Genomic DNA, 17,416 nt, shown 5'->3' on the forward strand with positions numbered 1-17,416 from the left:
GCCGCCTGTGGATAACCGGCAGCAGTTATCCACAGGCGGCGGCGATCACGTGGAGAAGCGCAACCCGTGCAGCAGGATGGGTTCGCCGGCCGACTCGTCCGCCCCGGAGCCTCCCCGCAGGTCACGGCTCAGCGTCACCGTGGCGACCATGTCGAAGCCGGCGGCGTGCAGCGAGCGCAGCGCCGAGTCGTCCCGCGCGCCGGGCGACACGGTCAGCCGCGCGAGCCCGCGCCGGCCGGCCTCGTCGGCCACCTTGGTGAGGAGACCGCGGCCCACCCCGCGCCCGCGCCATGGGGCGCTGACCACCACCGGGTCCACCTTGCCCGCCCGCCCGTCCATGATCAGTCCGACGAACCCGACGACGCCTTCCTCCCGCTCGTCGGCGACCCAGATGCCGGAGAGGTCGAGCCGTGTCAGGTACTCCTCGAAGCCCGCCCCCGGGTCGCGCCCGCCCAACCGGGGATCCTGGTAGAGCCGCCGCTGGTGCTCCGTGAATTCCGCCCACAGGCGCCGGACCGCGCCATGGTCGGACGGCCGGTAGGGCCTGATAGTGAGCCCGGCCGGCAACGCCTGTGCCCGCATCGTCTCGGTCATGACCCCATGCTTACTCCTACGTAGCGCCGAGGGACAGCACCTGCGCGGATACGCTCGTGCCCGTGGACCTCGCCTACCTGCGTCAGCACCCCCAGCATCTGCCGACGTTCCTGACCCATCAGCGCATCCGGGAGACACCGGTCGCGGGCGGTTCGATCTGCGAGGCTCGCCGGCTGACGCTGGAGGACGGCGAGTCGATCTTCGTCAAGTCGGTGCCGGGCACGGCGCCGGAGGGCTTCTTCGCGGCCGAGGCGGCGGGGCTGCGCTGGCTGGCCGAGGCGGCGGCCGTCCCGATCCCCGAGGTGCTCGTCGAGCTGCCCGACCTGCTCGGACTCGCCTGGGTCGAGGAGGACGCGCCCACCCCGGCCGCCGCGGAGCGCTTCGGCCGCGAGCTGGCCGCCCTGCACCGGGCCGGCGCCGAGTCGCTCGGGGCCCCGTGGCCGGGCTTCATCGGCACGCTGCCGCAGGACAACTCCGGGGGCGGCGACTGGCCGGAGTGGTTCGCGACCCGCCGCCTCGAGCCGTACCTGCGCCTGTCGCGGGACCGGGGCGCGCTGTCGGGCGGGGACGTGGCCCTCGTCGAACAGTTGATAGAGAACCTTCCCGGGTACGCCCCACCGGGCGAGCCACCGGCCCGCCTGCACGGCGACCTGTGGCCCGGCAACCTGCTCTGGACGGCCGACCGGGTCTGGCTGATCGACCCGGCAGCGCACGGCGGTCACCGGGAGACCGACCTTGCCCAGCTGGCCCTCTTCGGTGGCGCCCCGCACCTCGACCGCATCCTCGGGGCGTACCAGGAAACGTGGCCGCTGGCGGACGGCTGGCGGTCGCGGGTACCGCTGCATCAGTTGCATTTGTGGCTCGTGCACACGGCGCTGTTCGGCGCCGGCTACCGCGACGCGGTCGTCAACGCGGCGAAGACCACGCTCCGCGGCTAACTACGCCGGAACTTTGGGCGCTAGTGTCGAAGAATGTCGAGCCTGATCGACCGGTTCGGCCGGCGTGCGACCGACCTTCGGGTGTCCCTCACCGACCGATGCAACCTGCGTTGCTCCTACTGCATGCCGGCCGAGGGCCTGGCCTGGCTGCCGAGCCAGGACGTGCTCACCGACGCCGAGATCGGACGGCTGCTGGGCATCGCGGTGCGCGACCTGGGCGTGACCGAGATCAGGTTCACCGGCGGGGAACCGCTGATCCGGCCCGGGCTGCTCACCATCGTCGCGGCTGCCGCCGCGCTGCGCCCGCGCCCCCGGCTGTCGGTCACCACGAACGGCATCGGCCTGACGAAGCTCGCCCAGCCGCTGGTGGACGCGGGCCTCGACCGCGTGAACGTATCCCTGGACACCCTGCGGGCGGACCGGTTCGCCACCCTGACCCGCCGCGACCGCATCACGGACGTCCTGGCGGGGCTGGCCGCCGCCGACGCGGCCGGCCTGCGGCCCGTAAAGATCAACGCTGTGCTCATGCGCGGGGTCAACGAGGACGAGGCGCCGTCGCTGCTGCGCTTCGCCCTGGAACACGGCTTCGAACTGCGCTTCATCGAGCAGATGCCGCTCGACGCCCAGCACAACTGGCGTCGCGACGAGATGATCACGGCCGAGGAGATCCTCGCCGCACTGCGGGCCGAGGTGTCGCTCTCGCCCGACCCCGACCACCGGGGCGCGGCGCCCGCCGAGACCTGGCTCGTCGACGGCTGGACCGGGCACGACGGCCGGCCCGCCAAGGTCGGCGTGATCGCCAGCGTGACCCGGCCGTTCTGCGGCGCGTGCGACCGCACCCGGCTCACCGCCGATGGCCAGATCCGCAACTGCCTGTTCGCGCAGGACGAGACCGACCTGCGCGACCTGCTGCGCTCGGACGCCGACGACAACGCCATTGCGGACCGCTGGCGCGCCGCCATGTGGGGCAAACGCGCGGGCCACGGCATAGACGACCCGACCTTTCTCCAGCCCAGTCGCCCGATGTCCGCGATCGGCGGCTGACCCCTGCGCGCGGATTGGCCATACGTACGGAATTTGGACGCGAATTCGGTACGTAAGCGTCCTTAGTCCTGCCGCGACCTCGGCGGTCGTTTGGCGACCGTGGCAGCGGGTGGTGATGATGGCGGCATGGTGACGGTGCGGTTTTACGCGGGCGCACGAGCGGCGGCCGGGGTCAATGAGGAGGGGGCCGAGGCGGCCACCCTCGCGGCGCTGCTGGACCACCTCGCGGCCGAGCACCACGGCCGCCTGGCCGGGGTCCTGCCGGCGTGCAGCTTCCTCGTCGACGGCATCGCCTGGCACGACCACGAAGCACCGTTGCCGCCCGGGGCCACCATCGACGTCCTCCCGCCGTTCGCGGGCGGCTGATCCGTGGTGTTCTTCCTGCTCTTCGCGCTATCCGTCGTCGTCGCGTTGCACTATTACCTGTGGCGCAAGCTCGTGCGCGCCACCACCCGGCCCGGCACGCGCGGGCGCCGCCTGGGTTCGGTCGCGGTGATCGGCGCGGCCGTGCTGCTGCTCGGGACGTTCTTCGGCACGCGGTTCCTGCCGCACAGCGTCGACAGGGTGCTCGCCTGGCCGGGGTACCTGTGGATGGCCGTGATGTTCTACCTGGTCGTCTTCCTGATCGTCGCGGAGGTCCCGACCCTTGTCGCCCGGCGGTGGCTGGCCCGGCAAGCCAGAACGGCGCCGATGCCGGCGGCGGTGGCCGCGAGCGGCGGCCTGCCGGCCACGGCCGGGTCCGGCGTCGCGACGGCCGAACCCGGTTTCACGACGGCCGAGCCAGGCTCCACGACGGAGCCCGGCCCCACGACCGAATCCGACCTCGTCACGGCCGAGGACCGGGCCGTGCTGGAGTCGCGGCGGCTGTTCCTCGCGCGCGGCGTGGCGATCACCGCCGGCCTGGTCGCGGGCGGTGTGACCGCCTCCGGGGTGGGTACCGCGCTGGGCCCGCCGCAGCTCAAGCGGGTCCAGATCCCGCTGGCCCGGCTGCCCCGCGCTGCCGATGGCCTGCGTGTCGCCCTGGTCTCCGACATCCACCTCGGCCCGCTGCGCGGTATCGGTCACACGCGCCGGATCGTCGACATGATCAACGGTCTGGACGCCGACATCGTGGCGATCGTGGGCGACCTGGTCGACGGCAGCGTGGCCGAGCTGGGCCCGGCCGCCGGCCCGCTGCGCGAGCTGCGCGCCAGGCACGGCTCGTACTTCGTGACCGGCAACCACGAGTACTTCTCCGGGTACGAGGAATGGATCACCGAGGTGTCGTCGCTGGGGGTCGCCCCGCTGCGCAACGAGCGCGTCCAGTTGCCGAACGGGGTCTACCTGGCGGGCGTCAACGACGTCGTCGGGGAGGCGTACGGCGACGCGCCCGACTTCGACGCGGCCATGGCCGACCGCGACCCGACCCGGCCGGTCGTCCTGCTCGCGCACCAGCCCGTCCAGGCGTACGAGGCCGCGAAGCGCGGCGCGGACCTCCAGCTGTCCGGGCACACCCACGGCGGCCAGATCTGGCCGTTCACCTACATCGTGAAGGCCACCGGGCAGCCGGTGGTGAGCGGGCTGGGCACTGTGGACGGCATGCCGGTCTACGTCACCAACGGCGCCGGCTTCTGGGGCCCGCCCGTGCGGGTCGGCGCCCCGCCGGACATCTCGCTGGTGGAGCTGCGCTCCATCCAGTAATGCCCGATTCGCACGATCAAGCGATTTGTGTTGATCGCTTCGGCGTGTCGGCGCGCAAATCGGCCCGACACTTTCGGATGAGGCAAGATGCCGGGGTGCCCCCGTTGACTCAAGACCCCTTTGTCGCGGACCTGCATATCCACTCGAAGTATTCGCGTGCCTGCAGCCGCGACCTTGAGCTGGAGAATCTCGCCTGGTGGGCCCGACGCAAGGGCATCACCGTGCTCGGGACCGGCGACTTCACCCACCCGGCCTGGTACGACCACCTGCGCGAGAACCTCGTCCCGGACGAGACCGCACCCGGCCTCTACCGGCTCAGCGGCGACGCCGAGGCGGCCGTGCTCCGGCGCCTGCCCGGCAGCGTCACGGAGGGCCACCCGGTCCGGTTCATGCTGTCGGTGGAGATCTCCACGATCTACAGCCGCGACGGGCGCACCCGCAAGGTGCATCACCTGATCTACCTGCCCGACCTCGACGCCGTGGCGCGGTTCAACGCCCGCCTCGGCCGCGGGGAGGGCGGCCTGGGCGGCAACCTGGGCTCCGACGGCCGGCCGATCATCGGCCTGGACTCGCGCGACCTGCTCGAGGTCGTCCTCGAGGCGAGCCCCGACGGCTTCCTCGTGCCCGCGCACATCTGGACCCCCTGGTTCTCGGCGCTGGGCTCCAAGTCGGGCTTCGACGCGATCGCCGACTGCTACGCCGACCTGGCCCACCACATCAAGGCGGTGGAGACCGGCCTGAGTTCCGACCCCGAGATGAACTGGCGGGTGTCCAGCCTGGATGCCTACCAGCTTCTCTCCAATTCGGACGCGCACAGCCCGCAGGCCCTGGCCCGCGAGGCCACCCTGCTCACCTCTGAGATCAACTACGCGGGGGTACGCCGGGCGATGGAGTCCGGCGACGGGTTGCACGGGACGATCGAGTTCTTCCCCGAGGAGGGGAAATACCACGCGGACGGGCACCGCGCGTGCGGCGTCAACTGGCCCCCGCAACGCACCAGGGACGCGGGCGGCCGTTGCCCGGAGTGCGGCAAGCCGCTCACCGTCGGCGTGCTCAGCCGCGTCGAGGACCTGGCCGACCGGCCTGCGGACTTCGCGCCGGAAGGCCGGCCGGGCGTCACCCACCTCGTGCAGCTCGCCGAGATCCTGGGCGAGATCAACGGGGTCGGCCCGAAGAGCAAGTCCGTCGCCGGGCGCATCTCGTCCCTGGTCGCGGCCCTGGGCCCGGAGCTGCACATCCTCATGGCGGCGCCGCTGGCCGACGTGACCCGCCACGGCGGCGAGCTGCTCGGTGAGGCGATCGGCCGGCTGCGCCGCGGCGAGGTCCGCCGCACGCCGGGCTACGACGGCGAGTACGGCGTGATCCGCCTGTTCGCCCCGGGCGAGCTGAACGCCTCGGCGGGCGGCGCGGACGCCCTGTTCGACCTGCCGACCGACGCGGTCGCGCCGCGCCAGCAGCGCCGCGCCGCACCCGCCCGGTCGGCGCCGGCCAAAGCGGGCAGGACAACGCCGGCCGAGCCCGTGCCGGCCCCCGGGGAGGACACCGCCCGGCCGCGCGACGCCGTCCCGCCGGCCAGCGCCGCCCCGCCGCCGACCGCCCCACCGCAGGAGTCGCCGCACAAGGTGTTCGAGCCGGTGCTGGCGGGCATGGAGGAGGTCGGCACGGGCCTGCTCGACCGGCTGGACGCGCTGCAACGGGTCGCCGCCTCCGCCCCGGGCGGGCCCCTGCTCGTCGTGGCCGGCCCGGGTACGGGCAAGACGCGCACGCTGACCCACCGCATCGCGTACCTGTGCGCGGAGCTGAACGTCGACCCGAAGCACTGCCTGGCCATCACGTTCACCCGGCGGGCCGCCGAGGAGATGCGCGAGCGGCTGGAAAGCCTGCTGGGCGAGGTCGCCGAGGACATCACGGTCAACACCTTCCACGCCCTGGGCCTGCAGATCCTGCGCGAGCAGGCGGGCGCGGCGGGGCTGGAGGACGGCTTCGGCATCGCGGACGACGCCGTACGCGAGGCCGCCCGCACGGAGGCCGGCGACGACGACAACGCGTACCGCAAGATCCTGCGTGCGCAGAACCTGGTCGACCTGGACGAGCTGGTCAGCGTGCCGGTGGCGCTGCTGCGCGACGACCCCGACCTGGTGGACCGCTACCAGGCGCGCTGGCGGTGGGTGTTCGTCGACGAGTACCAGGACGTCGACGCCACCCAGTACGAGCTGCTTCGCCTGTTGGTCCCGCCAGATGGCAACATCTGCGCGATCGGCGACCCCGACCAGGCCATCTACTCGTTCCGGGGCGCCGACGTCGGCTACTTCCTGCGGTTCTCGCAGGACTTCTCCGACGCCCGGCTGGTGCGGCTGGCCCGCAACTACCGGTCGTCGGCGCCGATCCTCGCCGCGGCCGTGCAGGCCATCGCCCCCACCTCGCTCGTACGCGGACGGCGCCTCGACCCCGCGCGGCTGGACCCGGACGCGCCGCAGCTCGGCCTGCACGCGGCCGCCACCCCGGCCGCCGAGGCGGAGTGGCTGGCGAGGACCGTGGACGGGCTGGTGGGCGGCGTGTCGCACCGCTCGTTCGACGGGGGGCGGGTCGACTCGCGGGCCGCGACCGGCACGGTGACCTTCGCCGACATCGCGGTGCTCTACCGCACGGACGCGCAGGCCGGGCCCGTGCTGGAGGCCCTGTCGCGAGCCGGCATCCCGGTGCAGAAGCGCTCGCACGACCGGCTCGCCGACCGGCGCGCGGTCGCCGAGATCGCGCGGGAACTGCGCTTTGCCGGCAATACGACAGGGCCGCTGACCGACCGCGTCCGCGCGGCCGGGCGCGCGCTGGCCACCCGTACGCCCCGGTTGTTTGATGAGCAACCCCGCGCGGACCTGCCGGCGGCCGACGTCTATGGCGCGGTTGACCTGCTCATGCCGCTCGCCGAGCGCTGCGGCGACGACGTGGAGGCGTTCCTCCAGGCGCTCGCGACCGGCGCGGAGACCGACGCCCTCGACCCCCGCGCGCAGGCGGTGACGCTGCTCACGCTGCACGCGGCGAAGGGTCTGGAGTGGCCGGTCGTGTTCCTCGTGGGCTGCGAGGACGGGCTGCTGCCGCTGCGTTTCCCGGGGACCGCCCCGGACCCGGAGGCGGTCGCCGAGGAGCGGCGGTTGTTCTTCGTGGGCATGACGCGGGCCCGGGACCGGCTGTTCCTCTCGCACGCGGCGCGCCGGCAGCGGTTCGGGGCCGAAACCACGCCGGCGCGTACGCCGTTCCTCGATGTGGTGGATCCGTCCCTGGTGGAGCGGCTCGGCGTCGCCGAAGCGCCGCGCAAGCCGTCCCATCGCCAACTGCGGCTGATCTGACCGTCAAGATGGTGACAGCGGGGGCGTGATGCGCTAGACGGCGTATGCGAACCTGATGACGGCGCTAATACGGGGGTGTTGTCGTCACAGCCACGCGCTACCGTGTGCGCGCAGGCGGGAGGGGACGAGATGGCCAGCAACGAGCCGGCGGCGGGCGGAACGCCCGACAGCAGCGGCCCTCAGGAGTACGCGCAGCCGCAGGACCCGTGGGAGGGCGGCTTCGAATACCCGCCGGGCCAGTCGTCCATGCCCACCGATCCGATCCCGCACCAGTACGACCCCTATTCGGGCACGTACCCGCCGTACAACACCGGGGGCACGTGGGTGCAGCAGTCGGGCACGGCCGGCACGGTGCCGCCTGTCGGGTGGGCGCCGCAACCGCCGCCCCCGAAGCCGAACAAGGCGATCCCGATCCTTGTGGCCCTCGCGGTCGTGCTCGTGCTCGGCGGTGGCGGCGCGGCGGCCTACTACATCGCGACCCGCGATAACACGAGGACCACCGGCACGGGCGGCCCGACCACCACGCCGACGACGGGCGCGCCCGCGACCTCGGCCGCCCCGCCGACCAGCGCGGCGCCGACCGACGGCACGTTCGACCCGTACGCGGTGGAGGAGGGCGACTGCGTCGCCAACTCGGGCACGAACGAGAAGCCGCGCATGGCGGTCGTCGACTGCGTCCCCGGCGTCTACAAGGTCATCAAGGTGCGCCTGGGGGCCGAGGTCAAGCAGGACACCGACGAGGTGCTCAGTGACGACGAGGCGCGCGCCACCTGCAAGGGCACCGGCTTCACGTTCTTCTACAAGAACAACTTCGACGGCACGGACAACGACGTCGTCTTCTGCATGAACAAGGTGAGCTGACAGGAATCTCGGCCCGTCTAGCGTGTCTACTAGACGGGCCGAGATTTGCCTCGATACGGTCCGCCCATGGAGCCCGTCCGTAACCCGTACGCGCCCGGCGCCGGCCAGCGCCCACCGGAACTCGCGGGCCGCGACCGTGAGGTCGACGCGTTCGAGATCGTGCTGGAGCGCATCTCGCGGGGTCGCCCGGAGCGGTCCCTGGTGCTGACCGGCCTGCGCGGCGTCGGGAAGACGGTCCTGCTCAACACCTTGCGCAGCGAGGCGATCACCCGCCAGTGGGGCACCGGGAAGATCGAGGCGCGGCCGGACCAGTCGCTGCGCCGGCCGATCGCGGGCGCCCTGCACATGGCCGTCCGGGAACTCGCGCCGCACGTCTCCGATCCGTCCCGGGTGGACGAGGTCCTCGGCGTCATCAAGGCGTTCTCGGTCCGGTCCGCGGACGCCGCCGGAAAGCGCGGGGTCGCCCGTTCCGCCGCCGCCCGCTGGCAGCCCGGCATCGACGTGCCGGCCGCCGTGGGCCGGGCCGACTCCGGCGACATCGAGATCGACCTCGTGGAGCTGTTCACGGACGCGGCGGCCCTGGCCGCCTCGGTCGCCACGGGCATCGCGCTGTTCATCGACGAGATGCAGGACCTCGGCGCGGCGGACGTGTCGGCGATGTGCGCGGCGTGCCACGAGCTGTCGCAGACGGGCGCGCCGCTCATCGTGGTGGGCGCGGGCCTGCCGCACCTGCCGGCGCTGCTGTCGGCGAGCAAGTCCTATTCGGAGCGGCTGTTCCGTTACCAGCGCATCGATCGGCTCGACCGCCTCGCCGCCGACCGGGCGCTCGTGGCGCCGGCCGCCCGGGAGGGCGTGGAGTTCGAGGCAAAGGCGCTCGACGCGCTGTACGAGGCCAGCGGCGGTTACCCGTACTTCGTGCAGGCGTACGGGAAGGCGACCTGGGATCACGCGCCACGTTCGCCGATCACGGCGGCGGACGTGCGGGTGGCGGCGCCGGAGGCCGAGGCGGAGCTGGCCGTGGGCTTCTTCGGTTCGCGGTACGAGCGGGCGACGCCGGCCGAGCGGGAGTACATGCGGGCGATGGCGGGCCTGGACGCGGCGGCGGACGCCGACGCGCCCGTGCCGACCGCGGAGGTGGCGCGGGCGCTGGGCCGCAAGCCCGCGTCGCTGTCGCCGGCCCGGGACTCGCTGATCAAGAAGGGGCTCATCTACTCGGGCGAGCGGGGGACGGTGGCGTTCACGGTGCCGCATTTCGCGCGGTACCTGCGATCGCAGCCGCCCGTGGAGTAGCCTGATCTATGACTCTCTAGCAGCAGAGCTAGACAGCCGTAGAAAGCCCTGACGTGCGGTTCCGGTGGGGCCGCGGCGGGTATGTGTACCTCGGAGAGTGTCGGCAAAACCGGGCGAACTACTTCAAAGGTACGATTCATCTTGCTCGCTCACCAACGCGCAACAGTTGGGTCTCAGGTCTGCAACGGTGCGTCACGGCAATGTCACGGCAAAAGTCCTGATCAGCGCGTGGCCTGCGGAGTCGTTCTAAACAATCCGTAACGGTCCTGTCACCGACATACCGGCTAGGTTGGCGGAAACAACAGAGAAATGTGGCCGACACGGCTCCGGGGGAGGCTGACGCGATGACGACCGTGACTCCGCGTTCGCTGCCTCCGCGTCAGCGGACGGCCGCCACCGTGGCGCCGGCTCCGGTCGAAGTCCTGCCCAGCCGACGCCACTGGGTGCACGCCGCCGACGCGGTGCGCACGTGGACCCGCACCCGGCCCAGGGCCGCGCTCGCCGGCCGGTTCAGCCTCATCTTCACGCTGGTAGCGGCCAGCTTCGGCTTGACGCAGTGGTTCGGCCGACCCATCAACTTCTTTGACCTGCGCATCTATCACGGCGCCGTGGCGTGGTGGGCGGGCGGCGGCGACCTGTACCGCTACGTGCACCCCGAGATCGGGCTGGGCTTCACGTACCCGCCGTTCGCCGCGGTGGTCATGCGGCCGATGGCGGGGTTCAGTGTCCCGGTGGCCGGCTGGCTCAGCGGCATCGCGAGCGTCGCCGCCTTCGTCTTCCTCGTGGCGCTGGCCGTGCGCCCCATGGCCCGCCGGTACGGCTGGCGCACCTGGTACGCCACCGCACTGATCGTGCCGCCCCTGGTCGCCACCGACCCGATCCGCGAGACCCTCGGCTTCGGCCAGGTCAACCTGCTGCTCGCCGCGCTCGTCTTCGCCGACCTCGTCGGCCTGCGCTGGCGCGCCCGCGCGATGGCCCTGCGCGACCGGGTCGGCGGGCAGGCGGTCGGGTTCCTCGCCAGCGGCGCGTGGGCGGGCGTGGGCATCGGCCTCGCCGCCAGCGTCAAAATCACCCCGGGCCTGTTCATCCTGTACCTGATGTGCAGCCGCCAGTGGCGCGCCGTGTTCGTCGCCGTCGGCACGGCCGTCGGCGCCACGTTCGCGGCCTGGATGGTCGCCGGCCACGAGTCGTGGACATACTTCAGCTCGGTCCTCTGGCAGACCGACCGGGTCGGCGCCGCGGACGCGTCGCCCAACCAGTCGCTCGCCGGCGTGCTCGCCCGGCTGTTCGACGCCAGCGACTCGCCGCCCCTCGTGTGGTTCACGTTCGCGCTGGTCGTGCTGGCCCTCGGCATCTCCCGGGCGGTGACCGCACACCGCGACGGCGACGAGTTCACCGCGTTCGTCCTCGTCGGGCTGACCGCCAACGCGGTCTGCCCGATCTCATGGACGCACCACCTTGTGTTCCCCGTACTCGGCATCGTTGTCCTGGCTGACGCCGCGGTGCGCCGGCGGACCTCGGCGACCGCCCTGCTGCTGCCCCGGCTGGCCGGCGCGCGCCTGCCGTTGCGGCTGAGCGCGCGCTTCGCGGGCCTGCCGTACGCGGCCCTCGCGCTCGTCGTCTACGTGCTCTACGTCGTGTCGCCGGTGTGGGACTTCGGGCACCTGCTGCCGCTGGAGTCGCACTACGCGGACGGGATGCTCGGCTGGCTGGCCGAGAACTCGCTCGGCCTGGTCGTGCTCGCGCTGATCGTGGTGCTGCCGTGGCGTCCCGGCGCGATGCCCGCGTTCACGGCCGACCGCGCTACGGGCAGTTGACCCACTCGTCCGTGCCGTCGGCGAAGTGCTGGTGCTTCCAGATCGGCAGCCGCGCCTTCACCTCGTCGACGAGCCGGGCGCACGCCGCGAACGCCGCCGCCCGGTGCGCGGTCGACACGGCCGCGGCCAGCGCCACGTCGCCGATGGCCAGCGGGCCGATCCGGTGCGACACGGCCACCGCGTAGACGTCCGGGTCCTTCGCGATCTCGGCGGCGACCTCGTCAAGGACGGCGGCCGCGCTCGGGTGCCCCTCGTACTCCAGGCGCAGCACCTCGCGCCCGTGGTCGTGGTCGCGCACCACCCCGGCGAACGACACCACCGCGCCGGCCGCCGGGTGCGCCACCGCAGCCTCGTGCGCGGCCACGTCGAGAACGTCCGTGGTCACCCTGGTCTCAACCGTCATGGCCGCGCTCCGAAAAACATAGGCAGGGGTACGAGCGGGACGACCGCGCCGGCGTCGCCCTGACCGCCGGGAACGATGACGGCGAAGCCGTCGGAGCGGGCCAGCCCGCGCAGCATCGCGCTCGCCGAATGCCGCAGCGGATAGGCGAGACCGTCCGCCTCGACGCGGACGAGGGCGAGGTGGGTGTAGCCGCCCCGGCCGGGGACTGGCTCGCCGAGCGTGACCGTGCCGCGCGGCGGGACGGCCCGCCCGTGCAGGCCCGCGATCAGCGGCTCGACCAGCGACATCAGCGCCACGATGGCCGACTGGGGGTTGCCCGGCAGGCCGGCGACGAACTTCCCGTCGGGCAGCTGCGCGACCAGCATGGGGAAGCCGGGCCGGACGGCGACCGTGTTGACGACGTAGCGGGCGCCCAGGGCGGCGAGCGCCGGGTGCAGGTGGTCGACCGGACCGTGCATGGTGCCGCCGGTCGTGCACACCAGGTCGGCGTGCTCCAGCGCGTCCTTGAGGGCGCCGACGTGCGCCTCAAGGGTGTCCTCGATCGGCCCGCGCGGGGCGAAGCCGGGCAGCGGCTCGGCGCCCAGCCGGCGCAGCCAGCCCGGCACCTGCGGCCCGAGCGCGTCGCGGACCTGCCCGTCCCCGGGCGGGCCCGCCGTACGCAGCTCGTCGCCGAACACCAGCAGCGCCGCGCGCGGCGCCCGCCGGACGGCCAGGGTGTCGTAACCGCACGCGGCGGCCAGGCCGATCACGGCCGGGGTGACCGGGATGCCGGCCGGCAGCAGCTCGTCGCCCTTGTGCGCCTCGTCGCCGGGCTCGCGCCACTCCGGCAGCGACCGGGGCGTCCCGCTGACCAGGTCGTCGTCGAGGGTGGACTCCTCGACGCGCAGAATGTGTTCCGTGCCCGCGGGCACCATCGCGCCCGTCGCGATCTCGATGGCGGTCCCGTCCGCGATCGGTTCGGCCGTGTGGCCGGCCAGCACGCGCCCGTTCAGGCGCCACGGACCGGCGCCGCGCAGCGCGTAGCCATCCACGCTGGAGGTCGGGAAGGCGGGCAGGTCCGTGAGGCTGACCAGCGGCTCGGCGAGCGTCAGCCCGTCGCAGTCGGCGATCGGCAGGCGCACCGGCGGGGCCGCCGCCGCCCGGCCGGCCGCGTGCACCGCGGCCACGGCCTCGTCCCACGCGATCGGTGACCCGTCACCCACGCCCGTCACCCTCCGCCACTAGGTTGCCCACCCGCGACCCTACCGCCTGGGCCCGACAGTCGCCGCCGGTCCCTGACCAGGATCGCGCGTGGGCCGGACATGTGCTGAACGCTGCCGAACCGGCTTAAACCCGGTGGTCACCGCCACGCAACTGGTCCACGGCGTGCTGCAGGATGGGGGTCAGAACGGCCAGGCCGTCACGAGCGCCGCCCATCGAACCCGGCAGATTGATGATGAGGGTGCTGCCCGCGACGCCGGCGAGGCCGCGCGACAGGGCCGAGGCAGGCACCCGGTCGCGGGAGTGCGCCCGGATGGCCTCCGCGATGCCGGGCACCTCGTAGTCGAGCACCGCGCGGGTGACGTCCGGCGTGCGGTCCGTGGGCGTGATGCCCGTGCCGCCGCTCGTGAGTACGACGTCGAAGCCCGCCGAGACCGCCTCGCGCAGGGCGACCCCCACCGGCTCGCCGTCCTGCACGATCACCGGGTCACCAACGTCGAAGCCCAGCTGTCGAAGGCCGCCGACCAGCACCGGGCCGCTCGAGTCGGCGTAGACGCCGGCCCAGGCGCGGTTGGACGCGACTATCACCTGTGCCCGCATCACCGCTCGTTCCGTTCCCACCGGCCGGTCTTTCCCCCTTCTTTCAGCAACACCCGGACCGCCTCGATGGACGCGGCCGGGTCCACCGCCTTCACCATGTCGATGACGGCGAGGCCGGCGGTCGCCACGGCAGTGAGGGCCTCCATCTCCACGCCCGTACGGTCGGCGGTGCGCACGCTCGCCTCGATGTCGACCGCGTCGTCGCGCAGCGTCAGCTCCACAGTCACGCCGTGCAGGGCGATCGGGTGACACAGCGGGATCAGGTCCGGGGTCCGCTTGGCGCCCATGATGCCCGCGATGCGGGCCACCCCGAGCGCGTCGCCCTTCGGCAGCGCCTCGCGGCGCAGCAGGCCGATCACCTCGGGCGTGGTGCGTACGGTGCCCGCGGCGACGGCCCGCCGGACAGTCACGTCCTTCGCGGTGACGTCCACCATGCGGGCGGCGCCGGAGTCGTCGACATGGGTCAGCTCGGTCACGGCCAGAGGGTACGCCGGTCGCTCGTCCCGTTGGGTGACGGCCCGCGGACTCTCGGGGACCGCGCGAGCTCGCGGGCCGCTAGGGTGGGGGCCTCGAAATGGGGAGGGACCGTGAGCGACGAGGCACCGAGCAAGCCAGCGGAGGCGACGTTCGTCGATGACCCTGCCGATATGGACCTCGGCGCGAAGGTCACCGAGGCGTGGCTGGACTTCCGCCGGGCCTTGGCGTCCGCGCTGGTGACGCTGCCGGAGGGCGCGGACGTCGAGCTGACGCTCGACCCGTCCGCGTCCGGGGTCGGCGAGGCCCTGTTCGGGGTCACCGTGCGGGCGACCGGCAACGGGGCCGTGCAGGCGTTCGCCGTCGGCAACCCGTCCCTGCCGCCGGAGCACCGCCTGGGCCGCGCCGCTGTCGGCGAGCTGGTGGCGCTGGGTTGGTCCCCGCCGGGCGTGGTGAACGGCGACGACCGGTTCGGCCTGCAGCAACCGGTCGGCGACGGTACGCGCCTGGCCGGCGTCATCACCCGTACCCTGCGTGACGTGTACGGGACGCCGCACCCGGCGTTCCTGGTCTACACCGTCAACCCCGACGAGCTGCGCGAGACGTTTCCGCCGCTGGCGGCGGCCCGGTCGCAGCCCCCGGGCGGCGGCCCCGCCTACGACGACCACATCGACCTGTCGGCCCTGAGCCTGCCGGAGCAGGTCAGCACCGTCATCGGCGCCATGATGAACACCCCGCCGGAGAGCCTGCCGATCGACCGCGACGGCGACATCGGCATCCGCTCCGGCTCCGCGATGGTGTTCGTCCGGGTCCGCGACAACCCGCCGCTCGTGGACGTCTTCTCGCCCGTCCTGACGGATGTCACCGCCAGCGAGCAGCTGCACGTACGGCTTGCCGAGCTGACCCACCGCATGCCGATCGGCCGGCTCTACTGCATCGGCGACACCGTGTGGGCGTCCGTGCCGGTGTTCGGCCGTGACTTCCAGGCGACCCACCTCATGCTCGCCGTGCAGGTGATGACCGGGCTGGCCGACGAGCTCGACGACCGGCTGCACGGCGAGTTCGGCGGCAAGCGCTTCTTCGCCGACCCCACCGGCGAGGGGGCCGCCGACGACCCGCCGTCGAACGGCGGGCCGGACGACGACCACCACACCGGGATGTACCTCTAGTCGTACGGCAGCCAGGCCTGGCGGGCGAGCGTACCGAGGTCGTTCGCCTGCAGGCCGGCGTCCGACACGGTCCACAGGACCCCGTCGATGACCAGCGACCGCGTGATCTTCGACTGGTACGGCTCGCTCCCTCCGCGTACGGGATGGGTGAGTGAACCCACCGTGCGCACGTCGCTGCCGACCACCCGGAGCACGACGGCGGTCGCGCCCTGCCGGCCGTCGAAGCGATCGTGGTCGTACGTGGGCAGCACGACCGTGCCGGTGGCGGGCCAGTAGAGGAAGGCGTGCGGGTCGTACTCGGCGTCCGAGGAGGAGCCCGTGATCGTCAGCCGGGACACGCGGCGCGGCTTGTCGAGGTCGGCGACGTCGAAGACGGCGACCTGCGTGCCGCGCGTGCGGCCGTCGCGCACGTCCTGGCCAACGCCGAGCAGCCGGGTGCCGTCGAGGGGGTGCAGGTAGGCCGAGTAGCCGTCGACCTTGAGCTCGCCGCGTACGGTGGGCCTCGTCGGGTCCGCGAGGTCCACTGTGTACAGCGGGTCGACCTGCCGGAACGTCACCACGTAACCGATCGGCCCGGCGAAGCGCACCCCGAAGATGCGTTCGCCCTTGCCGAGCCCGCCGACGTGGCCGACCTGCTTGAGCTGCCCGTCGACCAGGCGGAGGGCGGACACGGCGGATTCGCTGCGCGGCGCGCGGTCGCCGGTTGTCCACGGTTCGCTGGTCGTGGTGGCCACCCGCAGGGTGCCGTCCCACTCCGACAGCGCGTACTGGTTGAGCAGGTAACCCGACACGCGGCCGCCGCCCACGAAGACGGGCACCGCGCCGGACGTGTCGAACCGGTAGATCGTCGTCGCCGGTTCGCCCGGTGCGCGCACGTCGGATCGCACGCCACCGCCGACGGCCCGCCGCAGCCGCCACCGTTCGCCGGTGGCGACGTACAGGCTGGTCGCCGTGCCGTACACCGTCTCGCCGTCCGCGACGAGGGTGAGGGGATCGCCGCGGCCCAGGCTGTCCGCGGCCAGGTCGAAGCTCGCGAGGGTCAGCGTCTCCAGCGCGGAGTACGCGTCCGGACGGCGCACCTCGTCGCACTCGACATTGCCGGTCTCGACCCGCCCGCCGGTCTCGATCTCGTACCTGGGCAGCCACTGCCCGATCGGCGCCTTGTCGATGAGCGCGCGGTAGTCGGCGAGCCACTCGGACTCGGTCTGACCGTCCCAATAGGGCACGTCGAGGCGCGGGTTGCCGCGCACGACGAGCCGGGCCGTGTTGCCCACCTGGCGCGCGTCCACGAGCGCCCCGTCGATCCGGTAGGAACTGACCAGGCGCGGACTGCCGGACAGGTCCACGAGGATGGCCCGGACGGCACCCCACTGCGCCATCCGCTTGCTCGGCGCGGCCGGGGCCGCGTCGAGGCCGGCGTCCGTGGTGAGTACGAGCGCCCGGTCGCCGGCGAGCAGCAGGTTCGTGGGCGACCACCGCATCGGCTCGTACCCGGGGGCCGTGACCGGTACGCGGGCCAGGTCCAGCTCGCCGGTGACGCGACGCGTGGCCGGGTCGATGACGCGCAGCACGCCCCGCCGGACCGTGACGATGCGCCGCCCGTCCGTCTTGACGGTGTCGGGCTCCTCGACGCCGGCCTCGTGGTTGTTGGTGCCCGAGTACCCGGCCGAGCCGTCGCCGGTCGGCGCCTTCGCGGCGCTGTCGCGGGCCATGTTGTCCGCGGCGCCGTCCATCGGTAGGCGGCGGTTGAACCCGCCCGCCTGCGCGGACGCCTTGGCCGCCGTGCGCAGCTCGTCGAGCAGGTTCGCGCAGGTGTCGAAGGCGACCAGCTGGTACGGCCCGGCCGGCGCGACCGGGGGCGTGGGGACGGCCGGGTTCGGCGCGTCGAGCGGGCCGGGGCCGGTGCAGCCGGCGAGCGTCGCGCCGAGGGTCGCGAGGACCAGCCCGACGCGCAGGGGGGTGGGCGTCATGGCAGGTTCGACGCGGGACGGGGACGCATGGT

Annotated in this window: 15 protein-coding genes; 9 read left to right on the top strand and 6 right to left on the bottom strand. The window is 73.0% G+C overall.

The annotated features are described in order from the left end of the window. Window positions 1-45 precede the first annotated feature (45 nt). Entirely contained in the window at window positions 46-594 is a 549-nt protein-coding gene (locus ABD191_RS23185) for a GNAT family N-acetyltransferase (RefSeq protein ID WP_344085905.1), read from the bottom strand. 62 nt (window positions 595-656) lie between these two features. On the opposite strand from ABD191_RS23185, the gene ABD191_RS23190 reads away from it, so the two are divergent. From ABD191_RS23190 to ABD191_RS23225, 8 genes are all read left to right on the top strand, one after another. Further along, complete coding sequence (locus tag ABD191_RS23190) at window positions 657-1,532, top strand: fructosamine kinase family protein (RefSeq protein ID WP_344085909.1); 876 nt, start codon at window positions 657-659, stop codon at window positions 1,530-1,532. A gap of 33 nt (window positions 1,533-1,565) precedes the next feature. Continuing rightward, window positions 1,566-2,576 (top strand): GTP 3',8-cyclase MoaA, encoded by a 1,011-nt coding sequence (gene moaA, locus ABD191_RS23195; protein ID WP_344085914.1) that lies wholly within the window; start codon window positions 1,566-1,568, stop codon window positions 2,574-2,576. Window positions 2,577-2,702: 126 nt separating this feature from the next. Continuing rightward, window positions 2,703-2,942 (top strand): MoaD/ThiS family protein, encoded by a 240-nt coding sequence (locus ABD191_RS23200; RefSeq protein ID WP_344085917.1) that lies wholly within the window; start codon window positions 2,703-2,705, stop codon window positions 2,940-2,942. A gap of 15 nt (window positions 2,943-2,957) precedes the next feature. Then, window positions 2,958-4,256 carry a metallophosphoesterase gene (locus ABD191_RS23205; protein ID WP_425560831.1) on the top strand — a complete coding sequence of 433 codons (1,299 nt, stop codon included), beginning with the start codon at window positions 2,958-2,960 and terminating at the stop codon, window positions 4,254-4,256. 95 nt (window positions 4,257-4,351) lie between these two features. Continuing rightward, window positions 4,352-7,600 carry a UvrD-helicase domain-containing protein gene (locus ABD191_RS23210; RefSeq protein WP_425560825.1) on the top strand — a complete coding sequence of 1,083 codons (3,249 nt, stop codon included), beginning with the start codon at window positions 4,352-4,354 and terminating at the stop codon, window positions 7,598-7,600. A 129-nt stretch (window positions 7,601-7,729) separates the two neighbouring features. Then, window positions 7,730-8,461, top strand: a complete 732-nt coding sequence (locus ABD191_RS23215) for a hypothetical protein (protein ID WP_344085927.1) — start codon at window positions 7,730-7,732, stop codon at window positions 8,459-8,461. Window positions 8,462-8,527: 66 nt separating this feature from the next. Further along, window positions 8,528-9,751 (top strand): ATP-binding protein, encoded by a 1,224-nt coding sequence (locus ABD191_RS23220; RefSeq protein WP_344085930.1) that lies wholly within the window; start codon window positions 8,528-8,530, stop codon window positions 9,749-9,751. A gap of 344 nt (window positions 9,752-10,095) precedes the next feature. Then, on the top strand, window positions 10,096-11,568 hold the full coding sequence (locus tag ABD191_RS23225) for a glycosyltransferase 87 family protein (protein WP_344085933.1): 1,473 nt from the start codon (window positions 10,096-10,098) through the stop codon (window positions 11,566-11,568). Here ABD191_RS23225 and ABD191_RS23230 read toward each other — a convergent pair. From ABD191_RS23230 to moaC, 4 genes are all read right to left on the bottom strand, one after another. After that, the gene (locus ABD191_RS23230) at window positions 11,555-11,971 is read right to left on the bottom strand and encodes a molybdenum cofactor biosynthesis protein MoaE (RefSeq protein WP_344085936.1); all 417 of its coding nucleotides are present in this window, start codon (window positions 11,969-11,971) and stop codon (window positions 11,555-11,557) included. The two genes, ABD191_RS23225 and ABD191_RS23230, sit on opposite strands and share 14 nt — an antisense overlap. Continuing rightward, the gene (locus tag ABD191_RS23235; protein WP_344085939.1) at window positions 11,968-13,173 is read right to left on the bottom strand and encodes a molybdopterin molybdotransferase MoeA; all 1,206 of its coding nucleotides are present in this window, start codon (window positions 13,171-13,173) and stop codon (window positions 11,968-11,970) included. The genes ABD191_RS23230 and ABD191_RS23235 overlap by 4 nt, the downstream gene beginning before the upstream one ends. 124 nt (window positions 13,174-13,297) lie before the next feature. Further along, entirely contained in the window at window positions 13,298-13,774 is a 477-nt protein-coding gene (locus tag ABD191_RS23240; RefSeq protein ID WP_344085997.1) for a MogA/MoaB family molybdenum cofactor biosynthesis protein, read from the bottom strand. Then, entirely contained in the window at window positions 13,771-14,247 is a 477-nt protein-coding gene (gene moaC, locus ABD191_RS23245; protein ID WP_344085942.1) for a cyclic pyranopterin monophosphate synthase MoaC, read from the bottom strand. Before moaC ends, ABD191_RS23240 begins: the two co-directional genes overlap by 4 nt. Before the next feature lie 171 nt (window positions 14,248-14,418). Here moaC and ABD191_RS23250 point away from each other — a divergent pair, with 171 nt between their 5' ends. Next, the gene (locus ABD191_RS23250) at window positions 14,419-15,414 is read left to right on the top strand and encodes a T3SS (YopN, CesT) and YbjN peptide-binding chaperone 1 (RefSeq protein WP_344086000.1); all 996 of its coding nucleotides are present in this window, start codon (window positions 14,419-14,421) and stop codon (window positions 15,412-15,414) included. Here the strand turns inward: ABD191_RS23250 and ABD191_RS23255 are convergent. Next, the gene (locus ABD191_RS23255; RefSeq protein ID WP_344085945.1) at window positions 15,411-17,384 is read right to left on the bottom strand and encodes a beta-propeller domain-containing protein; all 1,974 of its coding nucleotides are present in this window, start codon (window positions 17,382-17,384) and stop codon (window positions 15,411-15,413) included. The two genes, ABD191_RS23250 and ABD191_RS23255, sit on opposite strands and share 4 nt — an antisense overlap. Between the last annotated feature and the right edge of the window lie 32 nt (window positions 17,385-17,416).

This window comes from Luedemannella helvata (assembly GCF_039528415.1).
Taxonomy (GTDB): Bacteria; Actinomycetota; Actinomycetes; order Mycobacteriales; family Micromonosporaceae; genus Luedemannella; species Luedemannella helvata.

What these genes read in the sequence shown, in the direction of transcription:
- ABD191_RS23215 (WP_344085927.1), top strand. Translation starts at nt 7,730, where the DNA reads ATGGCCAGCAACGAGCCGGCGGCGGGCGGAACGCCCGACAGCAGCGGC.
- ABD191_RS23200 (WP_344085917.1), top strand. Translation starts at nt 2,703, where the DNA reads ATGGTGACGGTGCGGTTTTACGCGGGCGCACGAGCGGCGGCCGGGGTC.
- ABD191_RS23230 (WP_344085936.1), bottom strand. Translation starts at nt 11,971, where the DNA reads ATGACGGTTGAGACCAGGGTGACCACGGACGTTCTCGACGTGGCCGCG.
- ABD191_RS23185 (WP_344085905.1), bottom strand. Translation starts at nt 594, where the DNA reads ATGACCGAGACGATGCGGGCACAGGCGTTGCCGGCCGGGCTCACTATC.
- ABD191_RS23225 (WP_344085933.1), top strand. Translation starts at nt 10,096, where the DNA reads ATGACGACCGTGACTCCGCGTTCGCTGCCTCCGCGTCAGCGGACGGCC.
- ABD191_RS23220 (WP_344085930.1), top strand. Translation starts at nt 8,528, where the DNA reads ATGGAGCCCGTCCGTAACCCGTACGCGCCCGGCGCCGGCCAGCGCCCA.
- ABD191_RS23255 (WP_344085945.1), bottom strand. Translation starts at nt 17,384, where the DNA reads ATGACGCCCACCCCCCTGCGCGTCGGGCTGGTCCTCGCGACCCTCGGC.
- moaA (WP_344085914.1), top strand. Translation starts at nt 1,566, where the DNA reads ATGTCGAGCCTGATCGACCGGTTCGGCCGGCGTGCGACCGACCTTCGG.
- ABD191_RS23250 (WP_344086000.1), top strand. Translation starts at nt 14,419, where the DNA reads ATGGACCTCGGCGCGAAGGTCACCGAGGCGTGGCTGGACTTCCGCCGG.